Source organism: Enterobacter sp. SA187 (genome assembly GCF_001888805.2).
Lineage (GTDB): Bacteria > Pseudomonadota > Gammaproteobacteria > Enterobacterales > Enterobacteriaceae > Enterobacter_D.
The window spans coordinates 3,334,723-3,349,601 of sequence record NZ_CP019113.1; the positions used below are offsets into that span (position 1 = coordinate 3,334,723).

General features: G+C 55.0%; 15 protein-coding genes. 7 read left to right on the forward strand and 8 right to left on the reverse strand.

From position 1 onward, the window contains the following. Positions 1–39: 39 nt before the first annotated feature. Positions 40–636, reverse strand: coding sequence for a tellurite resistance methyltransferase TehB (gene tehB / locus BMF08_RS16005; protein WP_072568533.1), 597 nt, complete (start codon positions 634–636; stop codon positions 40–42). Then, positions 636–1,637 (reverse strand): dicarboxylate transporter/tellurite-resistance protein TehA, encoded by a 1,002-nt coding sequence (gene tehA, locus BMF08_RS16010; protein WP_072568534.1) that lies wholly within the window; start codon positions 1,635–1,637, stop codon positions 636–638. The genes tehB and tehA overlap by 1 nt, the downstream gene beginning before the upstream one ends. A gap of 111 nt (positions 1,638–1,748) precedes the next feature. Between tehA and ydcK the strand changes: the two genes are divergently transcribed. Then, positions 1,749–2,729, forward strand: coding sequence for a YdcK family protein (gene ydcK, locus BMF08_RS16015; RefSeq protein WP_072568535.1), 981 nt, complete (start codon positions 1,749–1,751; stop codon positions 2,727–2,729). Here the strand turns inward: ydcK and rimL are convergent. Next, positions 2,721–3,272, reverse strand: coding sequence for a 50S ribosomal protein L7/L12-serine acetyltransferase (gene rimL / locus BMF08_RS16020; RefSeq protein ID WP_072568536.1), 552 nt, complete (start codon positions 3,270–3,272; stop codon positions 2,721–2,723). The genes ydcK and rimL overlap by 9 nt on opposite strands. A 23-nt stretch (positions 3,273–3,295) precedes the next feature. Between rimL and BMF08_RS21190 the strand changes: the two genes are divergently transcribed. Continuing rightward, positions 3,296–3,442, forward strand: a complete 147-nt coding sequence (locus BMF08_RS21190; RefSeq protein WP_158684896.1) for a hypothetical protein — start codon at positions 3,296–3,298, stop codon at positions 3,440–3,442. On the opposite strand, the gene BMF08_RS16025 is transcribed toward BMF08_RS21190, so the two are convergent. Both BMF08_RS16025 and BMF08_RS16030 read right to left on the reverse strand, forming a co-directional pair. Further along, positions 3,439–5,094, reverse strand: coding sequence for a glucan biosynthesis protein D (locus BMF08_RS16025; RefSeq protein WP_072568537.1), 1,656 nt, complete (start codon positions 5,092–5,094; stop codon positions 3,439–3,441). The two genes, BMF08_RS21190 and BMF08_RS16025, sit on opposite strands and share 4 nt — an antisense overlap. Before the next feature lie 209 nt (positions 5,095–5,303). Continuing rightward, positions 5,304–6,164 carry an AraC family transcriptional regulator gene (locus BMF08_RS16030; protein WP_072568538.1) on the reverse strand — a complete coding sequence of 287 codons (861 nt, stop codon included), beginning with the start codon at positions 6,162–6,164 and terminating at the stop codon, positions 5,304–5,306. Positions 6,165–6,364: 200 nt separating this feature from the next. On the opposite strand from BMF08_RS16030, the gene BMF08_RS16035 reads away from it, so the two are divergent. The 4 genes from BMF08_RS16035 (at position 6,365) to BMF08_RS16050 (ending at position 11,389) form a co-directional block, all read left to right on the forward strand. After that, entirely contained in the window at positions 6,365–8,218 is a 1,854-nt protein-coding gene (locus BMF08_RS16035; protein ID WP_072568539.1) for a DUF2264 domain-containing protein, read from the forward strand. A 3-nt stretch (positions 8,219–8,221) separates the two neighbouring features. Beyond that, positions 8,222–9,469, forward strand: coding sequence for an oligosaccharide MFS transporter (locus BMF08_RS16040; RefSeq protein WP_072568540.1), 1,248 nt, complete (start codon positions 8,222–8,224; stop codon positions 9,467–9,469). A gap of 14 nt (positions 9,470–9,483) precedes the next feature. Then, positions 9,484–10,641 carry a glycoside hydrolase family 88 protein gene (locus BMF08_RS16045; RefSeq protein WP_072568541.1) on the forward strand — a complete coding sequence of 386 codons (1,158 nt, stop codon included), beginning with the start codon at positions 9,484–9,486 and terminating at the stop codon, positions 10,639–10,641. Positions 10,642–10,705: 64 nt separating this feature from the next. Beyond that, positions 10,706–11,389: an oligogalacturonate-specific porin KdgM family protein gene (locus BMF08_RS16050; RefSeq protein ID WP_072568542.1), complete on the forward strand. Its 684-nt coding sequence runs from the start codon at positions 10,706–10,708 to the stop codon at positions 11,387–11,389. A 47-nt stretch (positions 11,390–11,436) separates the two neighbouring features. On the opposite strand, the gene BMF08_RS16055 is transcribed toward BMF08_RS16050, so the two are convergent. After that, positions 11,437–12,216 (reverse strand): ABC transporter substrate-binding protein, encoded by a 780-nt coding sequence (locus tag BMF08_RS16055; protein WP_072568543.1) that lies wholly within the window; start codon positions 12,214–12,216, stop codon positions 11,437–11,439. A gap of 12 nt (positions 12,217–12,228) precedes the next feature. Beyond that, a complete protein-coding gene (locus BMF08_RS16060) occupies positions 12,229–13,398 on the reverse strand; it encodes a pyridoxal phosphate-dependent aminotransferase (RefSeq protein WP_072568544.1) in 1,170 nt (389 codons plus the stop codon). A gap of 112 nt (positions 13,399–13,510) precedes the next feature. Here BMF08_RS16060 and BMF08_RS16065 point away from each other — a divergent pair, with 112 nt between their 5' ends. Next, positions 13,511–14,362 (forward strand): LysR family transcriptional regulator, encoded by an 852-nt coding sequence (locus tag BMF08_RS16065; protein WP_072568545.1) that lies wholly within the window; start codon positions 13,511–13,513, stop codon positions 14,360–14,362. On the opposite strand, the gene nudI is transcribed toward BMF08_RS16065, so the two are convergent. Next, positions 14,363–14,788: a nucleoside triphosphatase NudI gene (nudI, locus tag BMF08_RS16070; RefSeq protein WP_072568546.1), complete on the reverse strand. Its 426-nt coding sequence runs from the start codon at positions 14,786–14,788 to the stop codon at positions 14,363–14,365. Between the last annotated feature and the right edge of the window lie 91 nt (positions 14,789–14,879).

Here is a 14,879-nt window from a genome sequence, read left to right on the forward strand (position 1 = left end):
GCAAATAAAAAACCCGGCGTCAGGCCGGGTAATTTATGCTCAGGCGGCTTTACGCGCCAGCAGCGTGGCGAAGCGCAGTTTAATGCGGTTGCCATTCGCGTCGGTGCGGTGTAATTCCCCCGGATTTTCATTGTATTTCACGATCTCCCAGCCGTCGTAATAGTTGCGCAGTTCACCTTCTTTAAAGGCAAACGGGAAGCCGACATTGCACGGAAAATCTTCGGTATCCATGGCGGCGACAATCAGGTTGTAGCCCCCCGGCACGGTGCAGCGCTGCATATTGGCAATCAGCCCCGGAATAGTCTGCGGCTCAAGGAACATCATCACCACGGTGGACAAAATAAAATCGTAGTCGCCATCGAAGGTCAGCGCGTTCAGATCCTGAATAGCAATCTCAAGGTTATCCAGCCCTTCCGCCGCTTTGATGCGTTGCAGATTAGCAATGCTGTTGGGGTTTTTATCCCAGGCCGTTACGTTAAAGCCTTTTGCCGCCAGCCAGACGCTGTTGCGCCCGTTGCCACAGCCCAGATCCAGGGTTTTACCCGGTGGGATCATCGCCCCGGCTTCCAGCACTTCGGAATGGGTACGGGTCAGGCCGTATTTCTCAGTAAAATAGTTTTCATCGCGAGTGGTCATTATTCATCCTTAGCGTTAATTAATTGTGCCGGGTCGACGCGGATCAGCAGTTTGCCCTGAAATAACAGCATCAGGGTTTTGATCCCCAGTAGCACTATGATCAGGTTACAGAACACAAACAGCGGCAGCGCCAGCGTGTGAAAGAATCCCGCGCCCGCGCTGTGCCCCAGATGTAATCCGGTTGTGGCCAGCGCCGACACGCCGAACGAAAAGCTCCAGAAGGTGGCGTTAAACGGCTGCGACAGATACCAGGGGATCAGCCGCAGCATAAACAGCAGTTGCAGCAGACCATAGCCAAACAGCATTTTGGCGAAGGTGTCCGCCTCGCCGCCGTTGACGCTAAACCAGGCGCTACAGGCGACCAGCGCGGGCGCAAGCTGGATGCCGAGGGACGTGCGCATGGCGACGGGCAGCTCCCCGGCGCTGCGCAGCCGGTGAAGGATCGCCGGTTCAAGGCTGAGCCAGGAGAAGACGCCGGCCCCTAAAAACACCAGCCCGGCGTCATGAAAACCGAGCGCGCCGCAGGCCATGGCGCTGATAAAGTTATTCGCCACCGTCGGCAGATACAGCCCCGGCGTGGTGGCGTCCTGCGGATGACGGCCACGCCAGAGGCCTGCGGATTGCCAGGCGGCATAGGTTAGCTGCACCGTCACCCCGACGATAAACAGTCCCAGCGCCAGCGCGCGCCACCAGGGCACCATGCCGATGGCCACCAGCATGGTGGTCGCCGGAAAGAGGCTCACAAAGCTGCTCTGCACCGGATGACGCATCTCCCGCAAAACGCTGTACGGATAGCGCGCCAGTCGCCACAGAAATGCCAGCGTCAGCAACGCCCAGATACAGGTCGCCAGCGCGACCAGCCCGTCGCCAATGACGTGGCTGACCGGCCAGATAGTGCTGGCATAACGCCAGGCGAAGCCCATGCCGATAATCCCCAGCACCATCCCGAAATAACCGGCGGGCAAATGCAGCACTTTTTTGCTAACAATTCGGTTACACATTTTGTTGAATTTTTAAATGATATTTGAAATACATTTTATGGAAATTCGCGCCAGATAGCCAGTGACGTAAATTTTGCTACGCTCAGTGAAGGCTTCTGCGGAATAACCAAGATGAATAAATATCGTCTCAGCGATGAGTGCCGCACGTTCAGCTATCAGGACGGCGTGGAAAAGCGCAGCATCAGTCTGCGCCAGATTATAGCCTTTACCGAATTTAACGATGTGACGGCCGGGACGCCCGGCGGCTGGATCGATGATGAAAGCGTGCTTTCTCAGCACGGCGACTGCTGGATCTACGATGAAAACAGCCTCGCTTTTGACGGCTGCCAGATCCGCGATAACGCCCGTATTACCGGCGCGTGCATTCTGCGTCATAACGCAGAGATCAGCGATAACGCCTGGGTGGACGCCGCGGAAATCAGCCATGGGGCGAGGCTGTGCGGTACGGTGCTGGTTCAGGCGTCAAGGGTGCGCGGCGACTGTGACATCGCCGATGAAGCGCGGGTGCTTAACGGCAGCGACGTCATTGCCGCCCGCGGTCTGACGCCCGACCAGCACCAGCGATTGCGTATCTTCCAGCGCGCTACCGTCAGTCGCTCCCGCGTGGTGCATCAGGCGCAAATCTACGGTGACGCCATCGTCAACGATGCTTTTATCGAGCACCGCGCTGAGGTGTTTGATTTCGCCCTGCTGGAAGGCAATGAAGAAAATAACGTCTGGGTGTGCGACTGCGCCAAAGTTTACGGCCATGCGCGGGTGGTGGCAGGCAGTGAGGAAGACGCCATTCCGACGCTGCGCTACAGCGCGCAGGTGGCGGAACATGCGGTAGTGGAAGGCAACTGTGTGCTCAAACATCACGTGCTGGTCGGCGGTCACGCATGGCTGCACGGCGGCCCGATCCTGCTGGATAACAAAGTCATTATTCAGGGCGAGGCGAAAATCAGCGGCAATGTCCTGATCGAGCAGCAGGTGGAGATCAGCGGTACCGTCAATATCTCAGGCCAGGCGGACGGTGGCATTCACCTGCGCGGACCAAAGGTGCTGAACGGCGCGGAGCATATCACCCGCACGCCGCTTATCGGCTCACTGTGACGCCGAATCGATAATACGCGCGTAAATATACTGATCGTCAAAGCGGCCGTTAAGGAATTCGGCCTCTTTCAGACAGCCTTCGCGCGTAAAGCCATTGCGCAGCGCTACCTGATTGCTGGCGGCGTTGTCCACCCGGCATTTGATCACAAAACGGCGCACTTCCCCGCGCGCGGCGTAAAACGCCATAAATGCCTGTAACGCCTGCGACAGCAACCCTTTCCCCTGATGATCTTCATCCAGCCAGTAGCCGATATAGGCCGTTTTATTAGACGGCTCTACAGAGTTGAACGACAGCACGCCGACGATGCGTTCGTTGAACTTCAGCAGGAACATTTTCGCGTAGCCGCGCTGGTGCAGCATGATGTTGCTCTGCGCGTTTTTCAGCGAGTCGTCTTCCGAACCGACATATTGCGGCCAGTTTAAGAACTGTTGCAGCCAGGTTTTGTTTTTCAGCACCAGTTGGTGCAGCTCGGGGACGTCCTGCTCGTTGATGGCGCAGAGCGTGAGGGTGTCGCTGACGGGAATAAGGTCGTCCTGAGTCATGGGAACTCCTTGAGGCGGGAAAAATGCCGGGTGGCGCTGACGCTTACCCGGCCTACGGTTTACAGGCGCTGAGCAGAAACGTAGGCCCGGCAAGCCTGCGCCGCCGGGCACAATACCGGCACCGCCGGGTGGCGCTGATGCTTACCCGGCCTGCAAGTTACAAATATTAACGCATTACGCGGTCATCGACGTAATTACGCTTGTCGGGCGCGGGCGGGAAATACTGGTACAGCCAGGTTTCGCTGATGGCATCGCCCTGACAGCGCAGGAACATGCGCATATCCACCGGATCGGTGGAATCATTAGTGGGATACCAGTCGAACTGGATGCGATAGCCGTCGATCGGCTCAACGTAGAGGATCTCCACCTGTTTCGCTTCGCCGTTCGACAGGGTGATCACCGGCTCAATGCCCTTCGGTGCTGACGCTTTAATATCGCCGCCGACAAAATCCACCGCGAAGCGACGCGCCCATACCTGCGGATAATGCTCGCCCGGCGCCCAGCCTTCCGGGAAACCGCCCATGCCGGTACGGGTCGCCAGCACGCGCGCCATCGGCGTATGCACCGGCGGTTGCGCGCTCCAGTAGAGACGGTACTGGAAGGCGAGATCTTCACCTGCTTTGATCGGCCGCTCCGGCTGCCAGAAGCAGACGATGTTATCCAGGGTTTCGCCGGTGGTCGGGATCTCCATCAGCGCCACAGACCCTTTGCCCCACTTGTTGCGCGGCTCCACCCACAGGCTCGGGCGTTTGTTATACCAGCCCATGATGTCCTGATAGTGGGAGAAATCGCGGTCCAGTTGCAGCAGCCCGAAGCCCTTCGGGTTGTCGTCCTGAAAGGCGTTGAACTGTAATTTCTGCGGGTTATTCAGCGGGCGGCAGATCCATTCGCCGTTGCCGCGCCACATCGCCAGACGGTCGGAGTCGTGGATCTGCGGGTGAATGGTGTCGCACATGCGGCGTTCGTTGTTGCCGCAGCTGAACATGCTGGTCATCGGCGAGATGCCGAGCTGTTTGATGTCTTTACGCGCGTACAGATGGTTATCCACCTCCATGATCACCTGGCTTTTCTCGCAGTGGATCACGAATTTGTAGGCACCGGTGAGGCTCGGGCTGTCCAGCAGCGCATACACGGTGAAGGTGGTGTCGGTGGGTTTCGCGGTTTCAAACCAGAAGGAGGTGAAATCCGGGAACTCTTCCGGCGTGTCGGTAAAGGTGTCAATCGCCACCCCGCGCGCGGATAAGCCGTACTGGTAGGTGCTGTCCACCGCGCGGAAATAGCTCGCGCCGAGGAAGGAAACAATATCCCGGCGCGCCAGCTCCGGCGCTTTAAAGGCGCGGAAACCGGCAAAGCCCAGATCGCTCTGCCCTTCCAGCTGTTTCGTATCTACACCCGCGTCGTGGTAGTTGAACAGCTCCGGACGGAAATGGATCTCGCGCGCTTCGGAGGTGGCGGGATCCAGCGAGAACATGCGCACGCGGCGGCGGAAGCCCATACCGACGTGGAAGAACTGAATATCCAGCTGGCGATCCGGGATGTTGTTCCACAATGAGTGCTGCGCATCGTACTGGATGCTGTTGTAAGCCTGCGGCGTCAGTGTGGCCAGCGTATCCGGCAGCGGCTTAGGTTTACCGGCCCAGGCGTTCTGCGCCAGGTCATGGGCCATGGATTGCAGCACGGAAAAATCGAAGCGACGGCTTTGACCATCGGCAATGCCAGGTTCCGCAGCAAATGCCGCACGGGGGAAGAGAGAGGCGAATCCCGTTGTTCCGCACGCAGCGGCCAGGGCCATAGAGCCTTTAATAAATCGTCTGCGGTTCATGCCTGAGAAAACATCCTTCTGGTCGGGTGAATGCGTTCCGCCACTGGCGAAACAGCGGCATCAAAAAGAACGCTCACTCTAGACAAAAAACATAGAGAATCCAATGCCTGGTTGGTGATCGTCTGCGCAAAGTTGCAATATCGCCCTGTCGATGGGAGCGCACTGATTCCTGCGTAAAGAAGTGTATGAAATGTCAACAGAATGTATGACTAACACGCCGATTTTTTAGGGGTAATCATCCGCTGTTTATACTTCAGCGGCGCACAGCCCATTACATCATTGAAACACTTAATAAAATAGGTGACATGGTTAAAACCACTTTGCGTGGCGATGTCTGCCACAGAAAGAGTAGAGTGTTCCAGTAATTCACAGGCATGTTTGATGCGGCGAATGATAATATATTCCTGAATGGTGCCGCCGGTTTCCTTACGAAATGTCCTGGACGCATAACTCCCTGAGACATTCAGGCTGGCCGCCATATTTTCGAGGCTGATTTTATGCGCATAATTCACCTCGATATAATTCATGATTTTCGATGAAAGTACCCCGCTGTTCCCTGCCCTGACATAAACGCCGCTGGAGAGAAAACCCAGAATATTTAACAGCAGCAGCGCCATGAGTTCGGTTTTACTGCCCGCTTCATGATAACTTTCCCAGAAGGTTTGCAGCATTCCTGCAAATTTATCCGCCGCGCCTGAAAGATCGTAAATCGATACCCGCGCTCCGGCGTCGGCTATCTGTAAAAATAATTGATGCCGCTGGGAAAAAGGGCGCAGATAGCCGCTCATCATCGCCGCATCGACATGAATAATAGTGCGGCGATAACGGTTAGTATCGGAATTCTCCACCATAACCTTGTGGATTTTACCCTGCGGAAAAACAAAAAGCCGCCCTGCTCTGGCGGTGAATTTCTGATTGTCCACCACCACAATACCCACCCCGCTTTCGATGTAAAGCAGCTCCAGGCACTGATGCCAGTGGTAATAGTTCACGCTCCTGCCGCTGCTTCTTTTGAATTCCGCTGAGAAGTCATCAAGGCTGATGCGATCTAACAGGGCCTGATCGGTCATAGGCTAAGGTCAAGATAGTTAAATTTCGCTTCAGCATAGTTAAAAATATTCGCTGAAAATAGCCGTATTATCCTGTCTGCTTCCCTCCATGTTTTCTTTTGTGATCTTGCTAACGCTTCGCAGTGCTGATCCCCCCTATTTTCGTCGTCATCGAATACAGAGTGAAACTTTGTTTCAGTTACGCAAGCGAGCAAAAGAATATGTTCTTTTCAGACAATAAATCGACTCAGATACAAACACGCCGCGAAACTAAATCGTGTTTTAACACCTTATTTGCTGCCGTCTGGCAGCAGCGCAATGATGATTACGCGGGTATTTTAACCGGTAATCGCATTCCTCTTTACGGCGAAAAAACCGCGGCGATGGAAACCTTCAGCCGCCTGCTGTGGGGAATATTTCCCCTGTTAGCGCAGGGAGAAGTTAAGCACGACATCACCGCGGAAATTATTCGTCGTATGGCCGAGGGTACCGACCCCTCGCACCCGCATTATTGGGGTGACGTGGGGGACTTTGACCAGTTGAGCGTTGAAATGGCGGTGTTTGGCGCAGGCCTGGCGCTGGCAGGTAAACAACTGCGGGATCAGATGCGCGATGAGGAGTGGCAACGGCTGATCGACTGGCTGCGGCAATTACGCCATGCAAAAATTCCGGCGAATAACTGGTCGTTTTTTCCCGTCATGATCGAAATGGGTTTTTGCCTGTGCGGTGAGTCCTGGTCGATGGACATTATTCAGCAGCACTTTTCCCGCCTGGACAGCTTTTACTGTGGCGATGGCTGGTACAGCGACGGCCTTAATCGACCCCGCGATTATTATAATGCGATGGCGCTGCATTTTTACGGCCTGATCTATTCCCGTCTGATGGGCGATTATGATCCGCAGCGCTGCGCCCTGCTGCGTGAACGCGCCGATCGCTTCGCCCGCGATTTTATCTGTTTTTTTAATCACGACGGCGCGGCCATCGCTTTTGGCCGCAGTATGACCTATCGCTTTGCACAGGCCGCTTTCTGGAGCGCCGCCGCGTTTGCCGGGTTAAGCACTTTTCCGCCTGGCGTGCTGAAAGGCCTGGTGTTACGTCATCTCAACGACTGGCTGCAACGGGACATTCTCGACGCGCGCGGCGTGCTCACCGTCGGATATGGCTACGCCAGCGATCTCATTGCCGAAGAATACAACGCGCCCGGCTCGCCGTACTGGGCCTGTAAGCTGTTTCTGGTGCTGGCTCTTAATGACGATCACCCCTTCTGGTCCAGCGATGCGCAGCCGTTGCCTGCGCGCGAACCGCGCCGCGCCTTACCCCATGCCGGACAAATCATTATTGACGACGCCGTTGCCGGACATCATTACCTGCTTAATGGCGGCCAGTGGCCAGGGAAAAATTACGCCAACAGCGAAAGCAAATACAGCAAATTTGCCTGCTCGTCGCTGCTGGGATTTAACCTGGAACGCAGCCGTTACGGTATCGAACTCAACGCCTGCGATTCCATGCTGCTGCTCTCGGAGCACGACGGGTATTACCGCGGGCGTCGCACCAGCGAACTGAAAACCTGCACGGAAAACGAACTGCATTTTGTCTGGTCGCCGTGGCCGGATGTCACTATCCATAGCTGGCTGCTGCCGCTCGCGTCAGGCCATCTGCGTCTGCATGTGGTCAATACCGCGCGATCGCTGCACAGCGTGGAAGGCGGCTTTCCGGTGCCGATCACCGGCGATCCGCAGCGTTCGTTTGATGCCTGCGCCGGAACCTGCGTCAGCCCGCAACACGGTTTTTTCTCGCGCATGGTGGATCTGTCACCGGCGCTGGTGCGCCCCTGTAGCCTGATCGTCAGCCCGCCTGCCAGCAATATTCTTTACCCCTGCTGTAGTGCCGTTCCGGTTCTGCAACAGGATCTCGCGCCCGGCGAGCATATTTTGTGTTGTTTTGTGCACGCCGGGACCACCCCGCCTGATGAGGTTGCGCTGCCGGAAATTATCCGTCAGCCGCAGCATATTCAGGTGGTGCTTCACCCCCATGTTTATGACATCCCCTTGCCCTGTACCGTCACTGTGGAGTAGGAAATGAACACCACCCATCGTATTGATTATATAAAGATCAGCGCCTTTATTTTTTTGTATTTTGTTATCTGGACTATGAGCTTCAGCTTATATTCCATCTGGCTTGGTCAGCATGCCGATTTAACCAGCGCGGAAATCGGCGCGGTATTCGCGGTGAACGGTGCATTCGCCGTGGTAATGAAACCGGTTTATGGTTTTATTACCGATAAACTGGGAATGAAAAAATATCTGCTTTATTTTGTGGCGATCATGTCGTCGCTGCTGATGCCGTTTTTCGTCTATGTTTATCACCCGTTACTGAGCAGCCATTTTTCGCTCGGCGTGGTGGCGGGCGCGCTCTATCTTAGCCTTGCGTGGTACGCCGGGATCGCCGCCTCTGAATCCTATTGCGATCGCTTTGGCCGCTTAAAAGGCTTTGAATTTGGCCGCATCAGAATGTGGGGATCCTGTGGCGCAGCGGTTACCGCTTCGTTTGCGGGGATCTTATTTAATATTTTGCCGACCATTAACTTTACCATCAGCAGCATCACCTCGCTTATCATGCTGGCGCTGCTGGTGAGCATTAAAATTCCGGCCTCCGATAATCAGGAAAACGCCGTGGTGCCGGAGAAGAAAATCAGCCTGCCGGACGTGCGACGCCTGCTGAAAGATGGCAAGTTCTGGCGCTTCTGTTTTTATGTTGCCGGTATTTTCTGGATCATGCATATCGCCGAACAACAGTTCCCGCGCTACTTTATTTCCTTCTTTCATGGCGATAATTCCGGCACCTCCTGGTACGGCTACCTCAGTACCGTGCAGGCTATCGTCGAGTTTATTTCAATGCTCACCATGCCCTGGGTGGTGAATAAACTTGGCGCACGCAAAGCGCTAATATTTGCCGGTCTGGTTATCGGCCTGCGGCTGGTCGTTTCCGGTTTCGCCACCGGTCCGTTAATGATCGCCTTTATTAAACCATTATATGGTCTGGAAAACGCCCTGCTGTTAATCGCGGTGTTCAAATATATCGCCAATCACTTCGATAAAAAGGTCAATGCCACCATGTACCTGATTGGCTACCAGTGCACCATGTATGTCGGCACCATATTTGTCTCGGCGCCAGTGGGTTATCTGTATGACCATATTGGTTTCGGCAATACCTATTTCATTATGGGCGGCATCGTGATCCTCTTTGCCCTGCTCTCCATCTTTGTGCTCTCTGATAACGATGAGCGGCTGGCGCTTGCCAGTAATACTAAACCTTCCGTCTCGTAAGGACTTACTGCCACATGAATATGCATCAAAACAGCCTGAAAGATAAACCGCTGAATAGCGATCTCAATGCGATACGGGTCAGCATGACCCAAAAGCTGAAGTATCAACTGACAGGTTTTGCAGGACGCTATCCCGCGGCGTGCAGTATTAACAGCGCTTACCCGACAACGCCCAATACCGACTGGACGACGGGTTTCTGGAGCGGTATGACCTGGCTGGCGTGGCAGATGACGGAAGATGATTTTTTCCTCCGCCAGCTGCAACAACAATTACCCGGTTATGCAGAACGCCTGGATAATCAACATGATATTGAAACGCACGATCTGGGGTTCTTATTCAGCCTGTCCTGCGTAAACGCCTGGCGCAGCACCGGGGATGAAAATGCCCGCACCCAGGCGCTGCGGGCGGCGGATTTACTGATTGCCCGCTATCACCCTCATGCGCAGATTATTCAGGCATGGGGCGATTTAGCGGATCCGCACCAGCAGGGCCGCATGATTATCGATTGTCTGATGAATTTACCGCTGCTGTACTGGGCTTCAGAGCAAACCGGCGACCGCCGCTATGCGCAGATCGCCCGTCAGCACGCCTGCCAGGCGCAGAAATATCTGCTGCGGGAAGACAGCTCCACCTATCACACCTTTTATATGGATGTGGAAACAGGCGAACCGCTAAAAGGCACCACGCATCAGGGTTATGCCGATCATTCGTGCTGGGCGCGCGGCCAGGCGTGGGCGATCTATGGTTTTACCCTCAGCTGGCACTACACCGGAGAAAAACAATTCCTTGAGGCTGCGACCGCAACGGCACGTTATTTTTTGCGGCATCTGCCTGGCGATGCCATCTGTTACTGGGATTTGAGCCTCAGCGCACCCGGAACCGCGCGGGATAGTTCAGCGGCGGCCATTGCAGTTTGTGGTTTACTGGCGCTGGCGGATTCGCTGTCCGTGCTTGATCCCGAACGCGGGAACTTCATACAGAGTGCGCTGACGATCATGAATGAACTGTGCGTGAATTATTACGATCCGGCATTAACGGACGGCGGTTATTTAAAGCATGCGGTTTACAATATGAATAAATCGCGCGGCGTTGATGAATATTGTCTGTGGGGCGATTATTTTTTCTTTGAGGCAATTTCGCGCCTGCATTCGCCGTTAGCAAAATACTGGTAATCATATTTATCTAAAAAAATATCAGCTTTGCTGAGAATATCTTATCTCTGTCAAAAGGTTTGTTATGAATAAAAATATACTGCTTCTGGCTATTGCGCTGCCCGCCTTTAGCCATGCCGGCGGCTATCTTGAAGTACGCGAAGCCTGGGAAAGCGCGTCGGAAGAACACCAGTTTAAACTGGGTGCGGGCTATAATTTTGATAACGGCGCGGGGCTACTGTTCCAGACGGTTTATAATACGGGTGAGCTCAATCAGCTTAAGCACAGCTTCGATGAAATAGAGGGCTGGTACCCGCTGTGGAAAATTACCGATAAACTCACGCTCAGTCCCGGCGGTATTATTAACTCGACTAATGCCGGTTCCACCACCTCGCCTTATGTGCAACTGGGTTACAGCATTAATCCGGATCTGGCCGCCGCGTTTAAATACCGCTTTAACCATATGAACTACCGGACCCGCAGCCTGGATCGGGAAATGGAATATAATGATAATCATCAGCTGGTAATGGTGGTGAATTATAAAATCAGTGAGGTGCTGAGTTATGAATTTGAACCGGATCTCTATATCAATACGCAGAACTACAACCGTAAAAACGGCAAAGATCATAGCTGGGAGCTGAACCATAAATTCAGCTGGAAAATGACCCGCAACTGGCGTCCGTTTGTGCAGCTGTCCTGGCTGGATCGGGATACCGGTAATCATGCGGAGCGTTACCGCATCCGTCTTGGGATGCGCTATTACTTCTGAGGTGCTGCAATCCCCCGCCACAGGCTTACGGGCGGGGGATCAGGGCGTTATTTCCCGCTGACGCTAACGTCAATGCCCGGGAAATATTTCGCGGCAAGACGGGTGATGGTGCCGTCGGCGCGCACTTTATCAATGGCCGCGTCCAGCTGTTTTTTCGTCGCCTCATCGCCTTTACGCAGCCCAAAACCAATACCGCTGCCCAGAATGGTGTCGTCCGATACCGGCTTGCCGATAAAGCCAAAGCCTTTGCCCTGCGGCTTGCTGAGGAAACCGGCCTGTCCGGCAGCGGACATCACCAGCGAGGCATCGATGCGGCCATTGAGCAGATCCGCCCACGCCAGATTTTGATCTTTATAAGAAACCACGGTCACGCCCTGTTTTTCCCAGTGCTCTTTGGCGTAGGTTTCCTGAATGGAGCCCTGCAATACACCTACTGATTTACCTTTCAGTCCCTCCGGCGTGGCTTCCATACCGCTGTCCGCTTTACCCACCAGCTGCGACGGGATACGGTAGATCGGCTGGGTAAAATCAATACTCTGACGGCGCTGTTCAGTAATGTTCATCGCCGAGTTAATGGCGTCATATTTTTTCGCCACCAGTCCCGGGATCAGGGCATCGAAAGAGGTTTCCACCCAGCTGCATTTCAGCGCCGCCGCTTTGCAGATGGCATTGCCGAGGTCAATATCAAACCCTTCCAGTTCGCCGCTGGCGTTGCGACTTTCAAAGGGCGGATATTCCGCTTCCAGCCCGTAACGCAGCTCGGCGGCCGCAAAGGACGACAGCGAGCAGAGCATACCCATTCCCAGACAGAGTGCTTTCAGTTTCATCAATGACGCTCCTTAGCGTGGCTTAACCCGACACAGGGCCTGCGCCCCTGCCCGTAATGTTGCCTCGTCTTTCGCAAAAGAGAGGCGGATCAGTTTGTTATCCGTGCCATCGGTATAAAACGCCGACAGCGGAATGGTGGCAACGCCGCATTCGACGATCAGCCGTTTCACCAGCTCGCTGTCGCTTTCGTCGCTGAACGCGCTGTAATCCGCCAGCAGGAAGAACGACCCGGCGCCCGGCAGGACGCGAAACGGCGAGTCTTCCAGCAGCGATTGCAGCATATCGCGCTTACGCTGATAAAATGCCGCCAGCGAAAGCCAGGTTTGCGGATCGTTCATATGTTCGGCAAAGGCGTACTGCATCGGCGTATCGGCAGAGAACATCATAAACTGATGCACTTTGACGATCTCATCCATCAGCGCGGCGGGAGCGATACAGTAACCAACGCGCCAGCCGGTGACGTGATAGGTTTTGCCGAACGAGGAGATAATCACGCTGCGCTCCGCCAGCTGCGGGTGCGTCGCCATGCCGTGATGCTGCTCCCCGTCAAAGACCACGTGTTCGTACACTTCATCCGACAGGATCACAATATCGGTATTGCGCGTCAGGCGCACCAGTTGCTCAATATCGTGACGGGAAAAGACCTGTCCGCTGGGATTATGGGGCGTGTTGACGATGATCATCCGCGTGCGCGGCGTGATAGCGGCGCTGACCTCTTCCCAGTCGACGGCAAACTCCGGCACCGTCAGCTTGATTGCCACTGGCGTTGCGCCCTGTAAACGCACAATGGGCGCGTAGCTGTCGAAGGATGGCTCAAAGTAGATCACTTCATCGCCCGGATGCACCAGCCCGCTGATGGCCGAGTACAGTCCTTCGCTGGCGCTGGCGGTAATCAGCACTTCGTCATCCACGTCATACCGGGTACCATATAGATCCTGCACCTTTTCAACGATGCGCTCTTTCAGCGGACGCAGGCCGGTCATGGCGGCGTACTGATTATGTCCGGCCTCCATGGCACGGGTGACGCCCGCGATCAGCCCGGCATCACACATAAAATTGGGCGCGCCCTGAGAAAGGTTAATGGCGTTATGTTCAGCGGAGAGCTGACCAATGACGGTAAAAATGGTGGTGCCCACATCGGGAAGTTTTGAGCGGGTCTGCACCGGCGTACGCAAAGTCATTTTCGTTCCTTTCTCAGCAAAATTGCATAACCATTCAAACCAAAAGTCGATTGAGGCGACAACCGAATTGTTGTCATAATAGCCATGACAAAAATGCATACCCGGAGACACCATGCTGCGTCGTTCCCTGCCCCTTAACGCTATTGACGCCTTTCTTGTGACCGCCCGGCATCTGAATCTGACCCACGCCGCAAAAGAGCTGTGCCTGACCCAGGGCGCGGTGAGCCGCAAAATCGCCGCGCTGGAGCAGTGGTTTGGCTTTCCGCTGTTCGAACGTCACGCCAGAGGCTTGCGCCTGACGCCCCAGGGCAGCGCCCTGCTGCCGGAGTTACAGGCGGCGTTTGAACATCTGGCGTCGGTGGCCGAGCAGGCGCGCCAGCAGCAGACGGTGGTGCGGCTGAAAGCGCCCACCTGCGCCATGCGCTGGCTGGTGCCACGGTTATTAAGGCTGGAGCGGGAAAACCCGGATTTGCAGGTGTCGCTGACCACCACCAGCGATCACACGGTCAATTTCAAAACCGAACCTTATGACGCGGCCATCGTGTTTGGCACACAGCTGAGCGCGGGCGATCTGTTGTTTGAAGAAGCACTGACGCCGGTGATCGGCGCGCAAGGTGATGAGCACAGCGCGCCGGAGCAGATGACCTTTCTGCACCCGACGCGGGATAAAACCGACTGGACATTGTGGCTGGCGGGCCAGACGCAGATCGCCCCGGTCATGAAAAAAAATCAACACTTCGACACCATGGATCTGGCGATCAGCGCGGCGATCCAGGGCTTTGGCATCGCCATCGCCGATGAAACTTTGGTGGCCGAAGATCTGCGTGCCGGGCGACTGCGCCGCCCGTTCAGCCACAGCGTGAAAACCGGCGCCTGTTACCGGCTGGTACTGCGGGAGTCGCCGGATAAAGCCGCCGGGCTGGCCATCTTCCGCGATATTCTGCTGGCGGCTAATCCATGCTGATTAAAGCAGTCCTTTCTGTTTAAAGGTAATGCGGGTGGCCTCGTTCAGATCCAACGCTTTCAGCGCGTCCGCCGACACCCACATCACTTCCTCAAATTCTTCATTAAAGGTGATGTCGCGGTTGGCGGTTATGCAGTCGAAGATCAGGTAGATCATGTAAATCTCTTCAGTGGTGCCATCCGGGTAGGTTTTGGTTCGCACATCATCCCAAAACGTCCAGGGCTGAATATCCGTAATATCGAGACGCTCTCCTAACTCTTCCCTGATTTCACGCCTGAGCGCGATTTCCATCGTTTCCCCAGGCTCCATGCCGCCGCCCGGTAATGCCCATTGTCCGGGAAAAACACCACGATCGGCGGCCATCTTACACAGCAGATACTCTCCGTTATTCTGGATCACCGGACAAACAATCACTCGCTGGCGCATTTTATCTCCTTAATATCAATGCCTTCTGAAACATTTTATCAGAAGCCCCTTCCCATTAATGGGACCAGACGCCAATCTTACGCAATGCCCT

Bases quoted from the DNA above. Each gene is read 5' to 3' on its own strand.
- tehB (WP_072568533.1), bottom strand. From the start codon at position 636: ATGACCACTCGCGATGAAAACTATTTTACTGAGAAATACGGCCTGACC.
- tehA (WP_072568534.1), bottom strand. From the start codon at position 1,637: ATGTGTAACCGAATTGTTAGCAAAAAAGTGCTGCATTTGCCCGCCGGT.
- ydcK (WP_072568535.1), top strand. From the start codon at position 1,749: ATGAATAAATATCGTCTCAGCGATGAGTGCCGCACGTTCAGCTATCAG.
- rimL (WP_072568536.1), bottom strand. From the start codon at position 3,272: ATGACTCAGGACGACCTTATTCCCGTCAGCGACACCCTCACGCTCTGC.
- BMF08_RS21190 (WP_158684896.1), top strand. From the start codon at position 3,296: ATGCCGGGTGGCGCTGACGCTTACCCGGCCTACGGTTTACAGGCGCTG.
- BMF08_RS16025 (WP_072568537.1), bottom strand. From the start codon at position 5,094: ATGAACCGCAGACGATTTATTAAAGGCTCTATGGCCCTGGCCGCTGCG.
- BMF08_RS16030 (WP_072568538.1), bottom strand. From the start codon at position 6,164: ATGACCGATCAGGCCCTGTTAGATCGCATCAGCCTTGATGACTTCTCA.
- BMF08_RS16035 (WP_072568539.1), top strand. From the start codon at position 6,365: ATGTTCTTTTCAGACAATAAATCGACTCAGATACAAACACGCCGCGAA.
- BMF08_RS16040 (WP_072568540.1), top strand. From the start codon at position 8,222: ATGAACACCACCCATCGTATTGATTATATAAAGATCAGCGCCTTTATT.
- BMF08_RS16045 (WP_072568541.1), top strand. From the start codon at position 9,484: ATGAATATGCATCAAAACAGCCTGAAAGATAAACCGCTGAATAGCGAT.
- BMF08_RS16050 (WP_072568542.1), top strand. From the start codon at position 10,706: ATGAATAAAAATATACTGCTTCTGGCTATTGCGCTGCCCGCCTTTAGC.
- BMF08_RS16055 (WP_072568543.1), bottom strand. From the start codon at position 12,216: ATGAAACTGAAAGCACTCTGTCTGGGAATGGGTATGCTCTGCTCGCTG.
- BMF08_RS16060 (WP_072568544.1), bottom strand. From the start codon at position 13,398: ATGACTTTGCGTACGCCGGTGCAGACCCGCTCAAAACTTCCCGATGTG.
- BMF08_RS16065 (WP_072568545.1), top strand. From the start codon at position 13,511: ATGCTGCGTCGTTCCCTGCCCCTTAACGCTATTGACGCCTTTCTTGTG.
- nudI (WP_072568546.1), bottom strand. From the start codon at position 14,788: ATGCGCCAGCGAGTGATTGTTTGTCCGGTGATCCAGAATAACGGAGAG.